This window comes from Acetobacter okinawensis, from assembly GCF_002153655.1.
In the GTDB taxonomy this organism is placed as follows: domain Bacteria; phylum Pseudomonadota; class Alphaproteobacteria; order Acetobacterales; family Acetobacteraceae; genus Acetobacter; species Acetobacter okinawensis_A.
Map to the genome: position 1 here is coordinate 233,673 of NZ_JOPJ01000006.1, position 15,647 is coordinate 249,319.

Genomic DNA, 15,647 nt, shown 5'->3' on the forward strand with positions numbered 1-15,647 from the left:
TTAGCGCGCGTTGCTCTGGCGCAGGGCCAGACCGAACTGCACCCAGCCAATGCCGCTGGCAATCAGCTCAACCGCAATAAAGGTGCCAATCAGCCACAGGCCAGACCACGGCAGGCTGATGTACAGGCACACGCCAACCGCAAGGCTGATCAGCCCGCTGGCCAGAATAATGCCCCAGCCCGGCAGGCCGCGGTACTGCAACGCCATGACCGCGCGCAGAACGCCCACAACAATAAAACAGACAGACGCAAAAACCGTAATGGCCACGGAGCCGGAGACAGGCTCCTTGATCAGCAGCGCGCCTGCAATAATGTAAAGTCCGCCACAGAGCAGGGAGAACAGAAAGCCGCCCCAGTCCTTGACTGCAAGGGCATGTACACCCTGCATGATCCCGGCAAAAATAAGCAGGCCCCCAATGAACATGGTGCTTGCGAGTGTTACGGACACCGCATCAATACAGGCAACAAAGCCGAGTATGACCAGTGCAATGCCCAATGCAACAAAGAAGGCCCATTTATGTGCGAATGGCATGGAGTTTATCCTTGCAGCCAGAGTAAAGTATGGTGCTCTGATAGTATGGTGCCACAGGTTAATACAAAGCAAAAACGGTGCGTCATGCCTAAATCCATGCGAGTTGACGTGGCTTTGGTTGACATGACGGGAGTGTTCTCGTAAATCCTGCGGCCATTGCCGGGAATGTGGACAGACCGGCCAGCGCCTTTTTGCTGGTAATGCGGTATGCGCCCGCTCCGATCCGTGGTGGACGGAGACTACCGGTGTAATGACGGGCTGTTTCTCCCAGCCCGCCTGTTGAGAGATGAAGAGCGCACTATGAGCAAGCGCCTTGAGAGCAAATATAAAATTAACCGCCGCCTTGGCGTAAACCTGTGGGGCCGTGCAAAGTCCCCTGTTAACCGTCGTGAATACGGTCCGGGTCAGCATGGTCAGCGCCGCAAGGGCAAGCCTTCCGACTTCTCTGTCCAGCTGATGGCCAAGCAGAAGCTCAAGGGCTACTACGGCAATATCACGGAAAAGCAGTTCCGCCGTTACTATCAGGAAGCCGTGCGTCGCAAAGGCGATACGTCTGAAAACCTGATCAACCTGCTCGAACGTCGTCTGGACGCGGTGATCTACCGCATGAAGTTCGCAATCACCCCGTTTGCGGCTCGCCAGTTCATCAGCCATGGCCACATTCTGGTCAACGGCCGCAAGCTGAACATCCCGTCCTACATCGTTAAAGATGGTGACGTGATCGAAGTGCGCGAAAAGTCCAAGCAGCTTGCCATCGTTCTGGATGCAACACAGTCCGCCGAGCGTGACGTGCCGGAATACATGGAAGTCGATCATCGCCAGATGAAGGGCACGTTCCTGCGTGGCCCGCAGCTTTCCGATGTGCCGTATCCGGTGCAGATGGAACCGAACCTGGTGGTCGAATTCTACTCCCGTTAATCGGGAACTCCGGTTCGACCTGTGGACGCCGGGTGGAGGGGTTTTCTCTCCATCCGGCGTTTGCCGTTTTTATTCATGCCAGATGCTCCGGAACTGATTTATGTCTGATACCGCCAATCCTGAACTGGGTAAGGAAATTGTCCGCCGTCGTACGTTTGCGATCATCTCGCACCCCGACGCCGGTAAAACCACACTGACCGAGCGCATCCTGCGTGCCGGTGGTGCCATTCAGCTGGCGGGGAACGTGCGGGCCAAGGGCGAACGCCGCCGCACACGCTCGGACTGGATGGCCATTGAGCGCGATCGCGGGATTTCCGTTGTCAGCTCGGTCATGACGTTTGATTACGGCGGTTGCGTGTTCAACCTGCTGGACACACCCGGACATGAAGACTTCTCCGAAGATACTTACCGGACCCTGACAGCCGTTGACTCGGCAGTTATGGTGATTGACGCCGCCAAGGGGATAGAAGACCGGACACGCAAACTGTTCGAAATCTGCCGTCTGCGCGATATTCCCATTGTCACCTTCATCAACAAGATGGACCGCGAGGCACAGGACCCCTTTGCCCTGCTGGACGAAATTGCGTCCTCTCTGGCGCTGGACACATGCCCTGCCACATGGCCAGTTGGCCGTGCCGCCACCTTTGTGGGCACGTATGACCTGCTTAACGGCAAACTCAACACCCTTACCCCGCTGGCGGAGAGTGATGAGCGGCTGACGCAGATGCGTGAGGAGCTGGAGCTGGCAGAGGCTGCCCTGCCGGAGTTTGACCGCGAGTCATTTGATGCGGGCCATCTGACCCCGGTCTTTTTTGGGAGCGCCATTAAGGAAATCGGTGTGACCGACCTGCTGGACGCGCTGGTGGCTTTTGGCCCGTCTCCCCGTGCGCAGGCGGCGGAAAACCGGACAGTAACGGCCGATGAGCCGGGCATGACGGCGCTGGTGTTCAAAATTCAGGCCAACATGGACCCCAACCACCGTGACCGTATTGCTTTTGCCCGCATCTGCTCGGGCAGGCTGACGCGGGGGATGAAGCTCCGGCACACCCGCACGGGCAAGAGCTTTGCCGTCCATACGCCCCAGTTCTTTTTTGCTCAGGACCGGCATCTGGCTGAAGAAGCCTTTGCGGGCGATGTGGTGGGCATTCCCAACCACGGCACCCTGCGCATTGGGGACACGCTGACCGAGGGCGAAGATATCCGCTTTACGGGCGTACCTCATTTTGCCCCCGAAATCCTGCGCCGGGTGCGGCTGGATGATGCCATGAAGGCCAAAAAGCTCAAGCAGGCTCTGGTGCAACTGGCGGAGGAAGGGGTGGTCCAGCTCTTCAGGCCGCAAGATGGCGCCCCCCCCATTGTGGGTGTGGTGGGTACACTCCAGCTTGACGTGTTGCAGGCCCGCCTGCGGGCAGAATACGGTGTTGGTATTGGCTTTGATTCCACACCCTTCTCCCTTGCCCGCTGGATTACCGGCCCGCGTGATAAAATTGAGGCGTTTACCGCATCCAACCGCTCGGCCATGGCGGATGATCTGGATGATGACCCGGTTTTTCTGGCGACATCCAACTTCATGATGCGCCGGACCGAGGAGCAGAACCCCGACATCAGGTTCCATGACATCAAACAGATCGGGATTGAAATCGGCTAGGCTGATCCGCCTCTGTGCATGTTGGGGCATGAGTTAAAAAAACTTGGGTGGGGCAGGCGGCACACCTGCCACCCATATGTGGGGGAGCGGACGCACAGGTGTTTTTGCGGCAACTCAGTTACCTGATCGCACTGGAGCAGCACCGCCATTTTTCCCGCGCGGCACAGGCATGTGGCGTCTCCCAGCCTGCTCTGTCGTCCGCTATCCGGCAGTTGGAAAATGAGCTGGGCATTACCATCATCAACCGCAACCGTCGCTTTTTCGGGCTGACGGAGGAAGGGCAGCGTGTTCTGATCTGGGCACGCAAAACCTTGGCGGATCTGGAGAGCCTGCGTCAGGAGGCTGCCTTTGCACAGGATGTGGCTGGTGGTTTTGTCTCCATTGGCGTTATGCCGCAGGGGGTACAGGTTGTGCCTTTGCTGCTGGAGCATTTTCGTAGCGCTGTGCCAGCCCTGCGGGTTGAGGTGACCGTGTACCCCAATGCAGAAATTCTGCACCAGCTCAGGGAACAGCGGATTCAGTTAGGGCTGATGTATCTGGACCAGGTGCCCAAGGATGGACCATTTGAAGTCCAGCGCCTGTATGCAGAGCAATATGTGTTGATTGCAGCGCCATCCATCCCCCTGCCTGTTGGGCGGGAGTGCGGGTGGCAGCAGGCGGCAGCCCTGCCGCTGGGCCTGCTCAGCCGCAACATGCACAGCAGACAACTGGTGGACGCCTGTTTTGCGCAGGCTGGGGTGGCCCCCCGCGTTATGCTGGAAACCAATGTGCTGGAATTGCTGCATGCGGAAATTATGGCGGGTAAGGTTGCCGGGGTCATGCCTGTTTCCGCCCTGCCAGAACGTGTGGGGGCGCTCGGGCCATTGCAGGTGCGCAGGCTTGACCCTTCTCCCGCGCCAGAGGTCGGCCTGCTGCGCCTGAACCAGCCCAATTCCACCGCGTTGCTTACCCGGCTGTGGCATGTTGCCACTGCTCTGGAGCTGGATAACATTTACGCCACTTAGCAGATGGTGCCTTCATTATAAGCAGTGCTTATGATTTTATCAGAACAATCGCTTGGACTTATAGAGGCTGCCTGAACATCGTGCGGCTTTCCTCTGCTGGCTGAGTACAACGCATCATGAGCAATATGGACCCCGATGCCAGCATGCCCCCGGCCCATCGGTTCGGGGGTGCGTACTTACTTGCCCTTGGGCAGGCGCTGGGTATGCAGTCCTCGGGTAAGCTGAAGTGGCTGCTGGCTCCATCGTGGGGAGATGTGGCTTTTGCCGTCCGCTCGGCTTTTGCCGCAGGCTTGTCCCTCGTCATTGCTATGGGCATGGAAATGGACAGCCCCCAGTGGGCGCCGTTGACTGTGTGGGTCGTTGCGCAGTCCTCCCGGGGGGAGAGCCTGTCCAAGGCACGCTGGCGTATTGCGGGCACGGTGCTGGGCTGCTGCGTGGCTGTGGGGCTTATAGCCGCTTTGCCGCAAAGTCCGGCCCTGTTTTTTGGTGTGCTGGCATGCTGGATTGGCCTGTGCTGCGGCATGGCCACTTTTTTGGAAGGTTATAAAGCCTACGGGCTGGTGTTGACCGGGTTTACCTCGGCCATTGTGGCGACCGGGGCCATTATGCAACCCGATCAGGTCTTTGATATCGCGCTGTCACGCGGCACCTATATTGTGCTCGGTGTGGTGTGCGAGGCGCTGCTGGCGCTGCTGTTTATGCCCGGTTTGCATGCCCGTGCGCGTGCGCGGCTTAAAACCCGGCTGGATGCGGCGCAGGCACTGGTGCGCAAACGGGTGGACTGTCTGGTGGAAGGGCACCCCACCACGGAACTGGACCAGAGCCCGCTCTTGGGCGAACTGACGGCAGCAGGCAGCCGTATTGAATATGATGCGCTGGAGGCAGGCGGCTACGGGCATATGGCTGACCATGCCCGTGCGGCACTCGCAGGCCTGCTGGTCCTGCTGGCTCGGGCGGAAGGGCTGGCGACCCTTAAACTGCTGCCAGCAGACAAGGTGCCAACGTCTATCCGTAAGGACGAATGGGCCATTCGCGAGCATGTGGAGGCATGTCTGACCCACAGGCGGGGTGACCGCTTCCGCTTTCGTATCCGCTCCCGCAGGCATGCGCTGGAGGCGGTGGAAAACGGGGTCCGGGCGTGTGCGGGTATTCTGGTCGGCTGGCTGCTGTGGGAGGTCACGGCATGGCCTTCGGGGCCGACCTTCATGTCTTTGCTCGCACTGGTGTATGGGCTGCTGGCCACGCGGGAAAACCCTGTTGTGGCCTCGGCCCCGTTTTTCAGGGGGGCAGTGTGGTGTGTGCTGGTAGCCGGGGTGTATGTCACTCTGGTATTGCCCGCGCTGAACACACCGGAAATGCTGGTCCTGCTGATGATGGTGCCTATGGTCATAGGGGGGCTGGCTGCGCGCAACCCGGCTACGGCGGGCTATGCTTTTTCGTTCAACATGTTTCTGCCAGTCCTGATGGGGCCGAATAATCAGGGGCGATATGACGAGGTTTCGTTCCTCAACGCCTCTCTTGCGTTTTTGGGGGCTGTGCTGGTGGCAGGGTGGACGTACCGCACGGTTCTGCCTTTTAGGCCGGATTCCCACATGCTGCGTACTGCGCGCTGGAGCAGCCGGCAGTTGCAGGGGTTGGCGTCGGCCAACAGCCGGGTGTCGGTTTACCAGTGGTTATCGGGCAATGCGGACAGTCTGGTGCGCATTATGCGCAATGCGCAGGGTATTGCCCTGCCACGGCGCAATGCTTTTGCACGCCAGCAGTTCTCGGGCATGGTCAGTGGCATGCATGTTATTCTGCTGCGCGAGCTGGCGCTGGCTCCCACGACCCCGCCAGCCGTGCAACGCGCCCTGCGGGCGTTTTTACGGCATTGGGAGCATGATGACGGCGTACTGGTAACCCGGCAGGCGGCCTCTACCGCACGCTGGCTGGAGCGGCAGGTTGCGCATATGCCCCCGCAGCAGCAGGAAATATTCGAGCATGCTCTGGTCAGCCTCCGGCTACTGGCGTGTGCGCAGCCTGTGGACCTGCCATAAAAAAAGGGGTGCCGGAGCACCCCCTCTGCCGCCTTGTTGCTGCCGGGTATCCTCGCAGCAACAAGGCTTGCATGGACCTTAGGACAGGGCCTGCTTAAGTGCTGCCGTCAGTTCCTTGGAGGTGGTGTTGCCGCCCAGATCCTTGGTGCGGACGCCACCATCGGTAATGACTTTTTTAATCGCAGCGTCAATCCGGTCAGCCTGCTTGTCGTGGCCAACGTGGCGCAGCATCATGACCGCAGCCAGCAGCAGGGCCAGCGGGTTGGCAATGCCTTTGCCTGCAATGTCGGGGGCAGAGCCATGAACGGCTTCAAACACGGCAGCTTTTTCGCCAATGTTTGCGCCCGGAGCCATGCCAAGCCCACCCACCAGACCAGCAGTCAGGTCGGACAGGATGTCGCCGAACAGGTTGGTGGTGACAACAACGTCAAACTGCCACGGGTTGATGACAAGCTGCATGGCGCAGGCGTCTACAATTCGTTCGTTAAAGGCGATGCGGCCTTTGTATTCTTCAGCAACCTTGCGGCCTTCCTCAAGGAACAGGCCGGTCAGCAGCTTGAGGATGTTGGCCTTATGCACGATTGTAACCGTTTTACGGTTATTTTTTACGGCATAATCAAAGGCGTATTTGACAATCCGGCGGCATTCCGCACGGGAAGTGAAGCCGGAGCTCAGAGCAATACCCTTGGGGTCTTCACCCACGGGAATGTAGTGCTCCATGGCGGCGTAATAACCTTCCAGGTTCTCGCGGAAGAGAACGAGGTCAATGTCATCAAACCGGCCACCGGGGACAATGGTCTTGGTGGGGCGCAGGTTGGCAAACAGCCCGAATTCCTGCCGGAGCGTAACATTGATGGACTTGAAGCCACCACCAACAGGTGTGGTCAGCGGGCCTTTAAGGGCAAGGCCCGTACGGCGGATGCTCTCAATGGTCTGCTTGGGCAGTGGGTCGTTAACCGCATCTACACCAGCCATGCCGGCCAGTTGACGGTCCCATACAAACGGGGCCTCAACCGCGTCCAGAATTTCTATAACCGATTCAACAATTTCAGGGCCAATGCCATCACCGGGAATAAGTGTGGCGGGAATGGTCTTGCTATGTGCTGTCATTCTGAGAAGCTCCCTTTCAACTTCGGTGCCTGTTCTGCGCTTCTTTGCGCGCTCAGGCGATTCCCATTTACGTGACCATTGGTGGCAAACGTCTGCTATCACGCCTTGTTGAGGGGTGCGCAGGCCGTTTGCAGCCATTTTTGTGCATCTGCTGGCAGGTATGGGCCAATCTGTTGCAAGATTTCTGCATGGTAGCCATCCAGCAGGGCGGTATCTGCCTCGCCTAGCAGGGCGGGGTCGATCAGTTTCCGGTCAAATGGCGCCAGTGTCAGCGTTTCAAATTCCAGAAAAGACCGCTCGGAGTCCGTGTGTGTGGGTTCACGCACCAGCACAAGGGTTTCCAGCCGGATGCCATAAGCACCGGGTAGGTAAAACCCCGGCTCGTTGGACAGGACCATGCCTGCACGCAGGGCAATGGTGGATGGTGCCTTGGAAATACGCGCAGGCCCTTCATGCACAGATAAAAAGCTGCCTACTCCGTGGCCGGTGCCATGGTCAAAATCCAGCCCGGCCTGCCATAGGTCGTAGCGTGCCAGCGCATCCAGCGCATGGCCCTTGGTCCCTGCGGGGAAGCGCGCATGACCAAGGCGCAGGTTGCCCTTGAGCACGCGGGTAAAGGCTGCCCTGAGTGCTGCTGGCGGTGTGCCTGGGCCAGTCCAGAGTGTGCGGGTGACGTCGGTCGTGCCATCGGGGTACTGGCCGCCGCTGTCGATCAGGTACACCTCGTCTGGGTTTATGGCGCGGTTGCTCTGCTCGGTTACGCTGTAGTGGATCACAGCGCCATTTGGCCCCGCGCCAGAAATGGCCGTAAACGAATCCTCCACATACTCAGGTGCCTCCCGCCGGAAGGCAGCGAGCTGGTGGGCGGCGTCCAGTTCGGTTGTGGTGGTGGCGTGGGTGTCCATCCAGTGCAAAAAGCGGCATAGGGCGACGCCGTCACGCAGGTGGGCGGCGCGCATGCCCTGCTGTTCAACCGCATTTTTGCATGCTTTGGGCAGCAGGCACGGGTCGGGGGTGGGGACAACGGTTGCGCTGTGGTGGCTCAGGGCCTGCGTAAACCAGACGGCATTGCTCGCCGGGTCCACGCCCACTGTGCGCCCGCCAAGTGTTGCCAGAACCTGCTCCAGTGCCGGGGGGGCATGTATGCGCACGTCTGCGCCGAGCCACGCCAGCACATCGGCGGGAATTTTGTCGGGCTGAATAATCAGGTCAACGCTTGCATCAGCATGGAGGATGGCAAAAGCCAGCACCACGGGTGTGCAGGGAATATCCGCACCACGGATGTTGAGCAGCCATGCAATGGAGGCGGAATCGCTCAGCACGGCTGCATCCTGCCCCAGAGTGCGCAGGTCATGGGCAATGCGGCTGCGTTTGCTGGCGGAGCTTTCCCCCGCATGGTGCAGCGGGTGAATAAATGCGGGGCCAGCGGGCAGGGCAGGGCGGTCAAGCCACAGCGCATCCACCAGATTGTGCGGTGTAGGGGTGAGGCAAAGCTGGCTGTGTTGCAGGTATGGCTCCAGCTCTGCGGCACTCATAATACGTGGGTCATAGCCGATTGTTGCGCCGGGGTGGGCGTTGGTGGCCAGCCATGTGGCAGGCGGTACCTGCCCGCCATGCACACGTTCCCAGCAGGTACCGTCCACCTGCTGGTCCATCTGGGTGATGTAGCGCCCGTCGGAAAAAACGGCCGCCTTACCCGCCAGAACAATGGCGGCGCCAGCACTGCCTGTAAAACCGCTGATCCATGCCAGTCGCTGTGCGCAGGCGGGGGTATACTCGCCCAAAAACTCATCCCCGTGCGGGATAATCACCCCATCCAGTCCATTCTGGCGCAGCAGGGTGCGAAGAGAGGTCAGTCTGTTCATGGATGAGGAGGCCAAGGTGCTACTCCGTTATTGGGGAAAAAGAGGTGCGGGCATGGCGGCACGTCAGACAGAAAAAGTCCCGGCGGGGCGGCGCAGGATGAGCGTGGCCCAGTCCCCTTCGGTCAGGACCTGTTCAAGCACCAGCCCCTGCCTGCGGTGGGCAGCCAGCACCATGCGCACCTGTGTTTGCAGCAGCCCCGCCAGAATGACCGTGCCACCGGGGGCGAGTGCCTGTGCCAGGTCCTTGGCCATAAGGCAGAGTGGGCGGGCAAGAATATTGGCAAAAACCAGATCATAAGGGGCGTTTTTGCGAATGGCGGGAGTTTGCCAGCCATTGCCAAGGCGGCAGGTCAATGCGCGGTTCAGCCGGTTGCGCCGCGCGTTCTCGGCAGAGACACGGACAGACCATGGCTCAATATCCACGGCCAGCACCTTCTGGTGCAGCAGGGCTGCTGCGGCCATGGCCAGAATGCCGGTGCCGCAGCCAAGGTCCAGAATACGGCGGGGGTGGCGGTGGGCCACGCGCTCCAGTGCGCGCAGGCAGCCACGGGTGGAGCCATGCTCGCCCGAGCCAAAGGCAACGCCTGCATCCAGCGTTAGCACAATGCGTGTGGCTTCCTCCGCGTCGGGCAGGTGGGTGCCACGGACCACAAAGCGCTTGCCAACTTTTTGTTCGGGAAAAGCCTCATACGTGCGGGCAAGCCAGCCCTCGGCCTCTGTTGCCGCCCGCTCAAGGGGGGCGGGTACGCCACTGGTCAACTCGGCCAGCATAAGGGCCAGTCCCAGTTCGTCCTCCATGTGGCCTGTGTCTTTTACCCCTTCCACGCGCCACAGTGTGCCTTCGGGGTTGGCTTCAAAAATACCAACGGTAGTGCAGACGCTGCCGATTGCGTTTTCATACGCTTCTACGGCGGCTTCGGGCACGGTAACGGAAATGGTTTCCAGGCTGGTGGCGTGGCGGCGGGTCGGATGGGCCATTATAATTTCTCGATAAAGGAGGAAAGAAGTCGTTTTGTACCTGCGTTTTCAAACGCGATTTCCAGATGGTTGCGGTCAGCCGCAATCACGATCCCCACACCAAAGCGGGGGTGGCGCACCTGCTCGCCCAGAGCAAAAGCGGGTTCGGCCTCGGGGGTGCGTTTGCGCCGCGCCATAACGGGGCCGTTGTCAAACAGGCTTTCTTCGGCAAACAGGCCGCGGCGGGCGGCTCCGCCCTCATTCTTGCGGCTGATATGCTCGTCCGGCAGTTCTTCAAGAAAACGGCTGGGCATGGAGGGCTGCCAGTTGGCATAAATGCGGCGGCTCCCCGCATGGAAGATCATGGCCTGCTTGCGCGCGCGCGTAATGCCCACGTAGGCAAGACGCCGCTCTTCCTCCAGCCCTTTAAGCCCGCCTTCATCAAGCGTGCGCTGGGAGGGAAAGACACCTTCCTCCCAGCCGGGCAGGAACACCGTGTCAAACTCCAGCCCCTTGGCGCCGTGGAGTGTCATGATCGAGAGCTTGGCGTCCTGTGCTTTTTCGTCTGTTTCCATCACAAGGGAGACATGCTCCAAAAACTCGCCCAGCGTGCCAAAATCGGCCAGAGCGCGCACCAGCTCCTTCAGGTTTTCCAACCGTCCGGGGGCTTCGGGCGAGCGGTCCAGACGCCACATTTCAAGGTAGCCGCTCTCTTCCAGCAGATGCTCGATTGCCAGCACATGCCCGTCGCGCGCCATAATGTCGCGCGTGGTGTTCAGGGCGTTGATGAGCGTGCGCAACTGATCGGCCATTTTGCCTTTAAGCTGGCCGGTATTGAGCATGCTCTCGGTAGCGCTGCTTAGGGGCGTTGCGGCAAAACGAGTGGCCTCGCGCAGCTTTTGCAGGCTGGCGGGGCCAACGCCGCGTTTGGGCACGTTGATGATCCGCTCAAACGCCAGATCATCCGCAGGCTGGCTGACAACGCGCATATAGGCTAGCGCATCGCGGATTTCTGCCCGCTCGTAAAAGCGTACACCCCCGACAATGCGGTAGGGCAGGCCGGTCTGGACCAGCCGCTCCTCAAACGCGCGGGTCTGGAAGCCTGCACGGACCAGAATGGCCATTTCCGCCAGAGACTGGCCCTTGTGGTGCAGGCGCTCGGCCATGTCGCACACACTGCGGGCCTCTGCATCCGAATCCCACACGCTGGTGACCAGCACCTTCTCCCCATCCGATGGGTCATCGCGGCCGGAGCGCAGGGTTTTGCCAAGCCGTTCCCCGTTATGGGCAATCAGGCCCGCAGCGGCTCCCAGAATATGCCGGGTCGAGCGGTAGTTGCGTTCCAGCCGTACGATCTGCGCACCGGGGAAGTCTTTTTCAAACCGCAGGATGTTTTCCACTTCTGCTCCACGCCAGGAGTAGATGGACTGGTCATCATCCCCCACGCAGCAGATGTTGGCCGTGCCATTGGCCTGTTTGGCCAGCAGGCGCAGCCACAGATACTGCACGGTGTTGGTGTCTTGGTATTCATCTACCAGAATATAGCGGAACAGGCGGTGGTACTGGGCCAGCATATCGGGGCGTGTGCGCAGGATTTCGGTCACATGGAGCATCAGGTCGCCAAAATCGCAGGCGTTCAGTTGCTTCAGGCGGGCCTGATAAGCCTCGTAAATGGCGCGGGCGTGGTGGTTTGCAAAGTCTGTATCTTCCGAAGGTGTGACGCGCTCCGGGGTAAGCCCGCGGTCCTTCCAGCGCTGGATAACGCCAAGCAGGCCGGGGGCGGGCCAGCGCTTGGTGTCTATCTGCCACGGCTCCATAACCTGCTTGAGCAGGCGTAGCTGGTCGTCTGTATCTAAAATGGTAAAGCTCTGGGTCAGGCCCACATATTCCGCGTGGCGGCGCAGCATGCGCGCACACAGAGCGTGGAAGGTGCCAAGCCACAGCCCTTCTGCCGGTGCGCCAAGGAGCGTTGCCACACGCTCGCGCATTTCCCGCGCGGCCTTGTTGGTAAAGGTCACGGCCAGAATCTGCCATGGTTTTGCGCGCTCTGTGAGCAGAATATGGGCAAAACGTGTGGTAAGCACACGTGTTTTGCCTGTTCCTGCACCAGCCAGAACCAGCAGGGGGCCATCTGTTGTCTCAATGGCCGCGCGTTGCTCGGGGTTCAGGCGCGCAAGGTAGGAGGTACCGCTCTGGGGGGCGGCATCGGAGGTGGGGTGAGAGGGGGGCTCGAATGTTGTCACCATTCCCTTATATAGTGATGTCCGCCTTAGGCCAATCGGAGCAATGTTGATGGCAAAAGCAAAGCTGCCGCCAGCCCCCCCGGCAAACGCACAGGAGTGCGGGGAGGGGGGAGCTGTTTTTGCTTCCACCGGGCCTGCGGGGCACCGCAAACGCATGCGCCAGAGAGTGCTGGCCCATGGTGCGCAGGGGCTGGCTGATTACGAACTGCTGGAAATGCTGCTGTTTTACGGTGTGCCCCGGCGCGATACCAAGCCGATGGCCAAAAACCTGATAAACCAGTTCGGGTCTTTTTCCGCCGCTCTCGAATCCGGTGCTGCGCGCCTGCATTCTGCCGGGGTGCCGAAGGGGGCGGCGGCACTCTGCGCGCATGTGCCCGAGGTTGCGGCCCATCTGGTGCAGGACGGCCGGGCCGGGCGCACCTATATGGGCGACTGGGACAGCCTTGTGCGGCATTGCCATATAGTTTTGCAAGCGGAGGAAGCCCCGCAGATGCGCGTGCTGCTGCTGGACAGCCGCAACACCCTGTTGGTGGATGAGCCTTTGGTGTGGCCAGCACGTGTGCCCGACCCAGAGGCTGTGCGTCAGGCCGTAGCCCATGTTCTGCAACGCGCGCTGGAGGTGCAGGCCTGCGCGGTTGTCAGCGTGTATCTGGCCGCAAACGGGCAGGATGTGGGGGCAATCCTGCAAGCTGGTATGCCGTTTGTTACGGCCATGCGTCAGGCCGCCCCGCTTTTGGCTGTCAGCCTGCATGACCATCTGGTGGTCGGGCGGGCAGAGTGGGTGAGTGCCCGCCAGATGGTAGCAGACTGGTGAGCCGCCCCCCGACCGAGCCGGGCGTGGCCGATGCCTCCGCTTTTTTTGCGGGCTCTGGGCAGATAACGGCTCTGCGGCCCCTACAGCAGGGAGGTGCCGCACCGGATAAGATGGACGATGTGCACTGTCTGGCCACGTTGCTGGAGGCCGCGCACGCCCCGCGTGCTCCCACGGCATTGGTGCAGGCGAGTGCCCTTGTCGCGGAATATGGTACGCTCTCGGCTGTGCTGCTGGCTGTTGCGCAGGGCGAAGGGAGCGTGCGCCACCTGCCTGAAGGGGCGCGTGTGTTGCTGCTCCTTGTGCGGGAGAGTGCACACCGCCTGCACCGCGCCCGCTTGCAGCGCGGCAACGTGCTTGCCGAGCGGCCAGCCCTGAACGCCTATTTGCTGGCCCTGCTGGGGCGGGAAAAAACCGAGCAGATGCGCGTGCTGTTTCTGGATGGGGCAGGCAGACTGATAGCAGATGAACTGCTCGGGCGCGGCACGGTGGACCATGCCCCCGTTTACCCGCGTGAGATTGTGCGGCGTGCACTGGCCCTGCGGGCTGGTAGTTTTGTGCTTGTGCACAACCACCCAAGCGGGGACGCCATGCCCTCGGCCGAAGATATTAGCATGACAGGGCAGATTGTGGCCGCAGCCCATATTGTTGGCTTACAGGTGGCAGACCATCTGATTGTCGGCCGGGACCATGTCCTGAGCATGAAGGAGGCTGGGCTGCTGTAGCTGCCTGCCTCCCGCATGTTCGGAGGGTGGTTGGCGTGCTTAGTCTTCGTCCGCAGCGGGTGGGGCTGCGCATTTGGTGGCCAGTGGGCCAAGGGCTGCCTGTATGCCCCATTCGCCGGGAAGTGCGCCAAATGGGAACAGGATGTTCACATGCCCCATCTTGCGGCCCACGCGGGCGTCTTTTTTACCGTACAGGTGGGGAATATGGCCCGGATTGGCCAGAATGGCAGGCCACAGGGCCATGTCTTCCGGCCCGACCAGATTTTTCATCACCGCATCGGAGTGGCGGCTGGCCGGGGGCAGGGGCAGGCCCGCCACGGCACGGATGTGCATGTCAAACTGGTCCTGCGCGCAGGCATCCATAGTCCAGTGGCCTGAATTATGGGGGCGTGGGGCAACTTCGTTCACCATTAGCGAGCCATCGCGCACAAGGAACATTTCCACACCCATAACCCCGACCAGATCAAACTGTTCGGCAATCAGGGCGGCTAGTCTGCCAGCTTCATGGGCAATGTTCTCCGCCACAGGGGCGGGTGCGAGTGTCAGGTCCAGAATGCCGTGCCAATGGTGGTTCAGAACCGTGTCAAAGCAGCGGGTTGTGCCGTCTGTGCCGCGTGCGACCATCACGCTCAGCTCGCAGGCAAAATCAACCATGCCTTCGGCTACCAGCGGGTGGGGGGCAAGGGCTGCAAACGCATCCTCCAGCTCCGCCTCGGAGTAAACGCGGCGCTGGCCCTTGCCATCGTACCCGTTACGGGTGGTCTTGAGAATGAGCGGAAAACCCAGTTTGCGGGCGGCCTCATGCAGTGTGGCATGGTCTGTAACCGCATGCCACGGCGCCAGAGGCACACCAGCGGACGCCAGAAAGGTCTTTTCCGCCAGCCGGTCCTGACTGATACGCAGGATATGGCCGGAGGGACGAACAGGGCAATGCCTGCTCAGCCGGTCCAGCGCATCGGCACTGATGTTCTCAAATTCGAAGGTGACAACGTCAACCGCTTTTGCAAAGCTGTCCAGCGCTGCGGGGTCATCATACGCGCCAAGGGTTACGGCGTTGCAGACCTGAGCAGCCGGGCCGTGTGCATCCTGTGTAAGAATATGTGTTTTATAGCCCAGTCGTGAGGCTGCTACGGCAGACATGCGGCCAAGCTGCCCCCCGCCCACAATGCCAATAACAGCATTGGGGGGCAGGGCTGCGGGTGTGTGGGTCATTCGTTTTCTGTTACCGGAGTATCTGCAACCGATGCGGTCTGCACCGCGCGCCATGCGTCCAGCCGTGCGGCCAGTTCGGGGTTTTGCAGGGCCATAATGGAGGTTGCCAGCAGGGCAGCATTTTTGGCCCCGGCAGCGCCAATGGCCAGTGTGCCAACCGGCACCCCGCCGGGCATCTGCACGATTGAGAGCAGGCTGTCCATGCCCTTGAGTGCGCGGGATTCCACAGGGACGCCCAGCACCGGCAGGCGGGTCCATGCTGCACACATGCCCGGCAGATGTGCAGCACCACCAGCGCCAGCAATAATCACGCATAACCCGCGTTCTGCCGCCGTGCGGGCATAGTCAGCCAGCCGGTCCGGGGTACGGTGGGCGGACACGATACGCGTTTCGTGCGGAATTCCAAATTCGTTCAGAATGGCATCGGCGTGGCGCATGGTTTCCCAGTCAGACTGGCTTCCCATGATAATGCCGACCTTGGGGGCGGCGTTGGCCGTGCTGCTGTCTGCCGTGTGGGTGGTGGTGGTCTGGGGGGCTGTTGTGTTCACAGGGGTAGGGTATCCGGTCTTGCTTGTCTGGTCCTGTTG

Annotated in this window: 13 protein-coding genes; 6 read left to right on the forward strand and 7 right to left on the reverse strand. The window is 60.7% G+C overall.

The window, feature by feature from the left end; all coding sequences use genetic code 11:
- Positions 1-531 (reverse strand): HdeD family acid-resistance protein, encoded by a 531-nt coding sequence (locus HK26_RS03835; protein WP_086638534.1) that lies wholly within the window; start codon positions 529-531, stop codon positions 1-3.
- Positions 532-831: 300 nt separating this feature from the next.
- Between HK26_RS03835 and rpsD the strand changes: the two genes are divergently transcribed.
- From rpsD to HK26_RS03855, 4 genes are all read left to right on the forward strand, one after another.
- On the forward strand, positions 832-1,449 hold the full coding sequence (gene rpsD, locus HK26_RS03840) for a 30S ribosomal protein S4 (protein WP_025824941.1): 618 nt from the start codon (positions 832-834) through the stop codon (positions 1,447-1,449).
- A gap of 100 nt (positions 1,450-1,549) precedes the next feature.
- Entirely contained in the window at positions 1,550-3,097 is a 1,548-nt protein-coding gene (locus tag HK26_RS03845) for a peptide chain release factor 3 (protein WP_086638535.1), read from the forward strand.
- A gap of 98 nt (positions 3,098-3,195) precedes the next feature.
- On the forward strand, positions 3,196-4,101 hold the full coding sequence (locus HK26_RS03850; RefSeq protein ID WP_086638729.1) for a LysR family transcriptional regulator: 906 nt from the start codon (positions 3,196-3,198) through the stop codon (positions 4,099-4,101).
- A 203-nt stretch (positions 4,102-4,304) separates the two neighbouring features.
- On the forward strand, positions 4,305-6,137 hold the full coding sequence (locus HK26_RS03855) for an FUSC family protein (RefSeq protein ID WP_408736079.1): 1,833 nt from the start codon (positions 4,305-4,307) through the stop codon (positions 6,135-6,137).
- 78 nt (positions 6,138-6,215) lie between these two features.
- On the opposite strand, the gene HK26_RS03860 is transcribed toward HK26_RS03855, so the two are convergent.
- The 4 genes from HK26_RS03860 to HK26_RS03875 all read right to left on the reverse strand — a co-directional run bounded on the left by HK26_RS03860 (position 6,216) and on the right by HK26_RS03875 (position 12,315).
- Positions 6,216-7,247 (reverse strand): isocitrate/isopropylmalate dehydrogenase family protein, encoded by a 1,032-nt coding sequence (locus tag HK26_RS03860; protein WP_086638537.1) that lies wholly within the window; start codon positions 7,245-7,247, stop codon positions 6,216-6,218.
- 98 nt (positions 7,248-7,345) lie between these two features.
- Positions 7,346-9,127 (reverse strand): aminopeptidase P family protein, encoded by a 1,782-nt coding sequence (locus HK26_RS03865; protein ID WP_086638538.1) that lies wholly within the window; start codon positions 9,125-9,127, stop codon positions 7,346-7,348.
- A gap of 48 nt (positions 9,128-9,175) precedes the next feature.
- A complete protein-coding gene (locus HK26_RS03870) occupies positions 9,176-10,090 on the reverse strand; it encodes a 50S ribosomal protein L11 methyltransferase (protein ID WP_086638539.1) in 915 nt (304 codons plus the stop codon).
- Positions 10,090-12,315, reverse strand: a complete 2,226-nt coding sequence (locus HK26_RS03875; RefSeq protein WP_086638540.1) for an ATP-dependent helicase — start codon at positions 12,313-12,315, stop codon at positions 10,090-10,092. The genes HK26_RS03870 and HK26_RS03875 overlap by 1 nt, the downstream gene beginning before the upstream one ends.
- Positions 12,316-12,361: 46 nt before the next feature.
- Here HK26_RS03875 and HK26_RS03880 point away from each other — a divergent pair, with 46 nt between their 5' ends.
- Together HK26_RS03880 and HK26_RS03885 are read left to right on the forward strand one after the other, a co-directional pair.
- Entirely contained in the window at positions 12,362-13,126 is a 765-nt protein-coding gene (locus tag HK26_RS03880) for a JAB domain-containing protein (RefSeq protein WP_086638541.1), read from the forward strand.
- Positions 13,123-13,848 (forward strand): JAB domain-containing protein, encoded by a 726-nt coding sequence (locus HK26_RS03885; RefSeq protein ID WP_086638542.1) that lies wholly within the window; start codon positions 13,123-13,125, stop codon positions 13,846-13,848. Before HK26_RS03880 ends, HK26_RS03885 begins: the two co-directional genes overlap by 4 nt.
- Positions 13,849-13,887: 39 nt before the next feature.
- On the opposite strand, the gene HK26_RS03890 is transcribed toward HK26_RS03885, so the two are convergent.
- Both HK26_RS03890 and purE read right to left on the reverse strand, forming a co-directional pair.
- Positions 13,888-15,060, reverse strand: coding sequence for a 5-(carboxyamino)imidazole ribonucleotide synthase (locus HK26_RS03890; RefSeq protein WP_086638543.1), 1,173 nt, complete (start codon positions 15,058-15,060; stop codon positions 13,888-13,890).
- Positions 15,057-15,608, reverse strand: coding sequence for a 5-(carboxyamino)imidazole ribonucleotide mutase (purE, locus tag HK26_RS03895; RefSeq protein WP_257640842.1), 552 nt, complete (start codon positions 15,606-15,608; stop codon positions 15,057-15,059). The genes HK26_RS03890 and purE overlap by 4 nt, the downstream gene beginning before the upstream one ends.
- Positions 15,609-15,647: the final 39 nt, after the last annotated feature.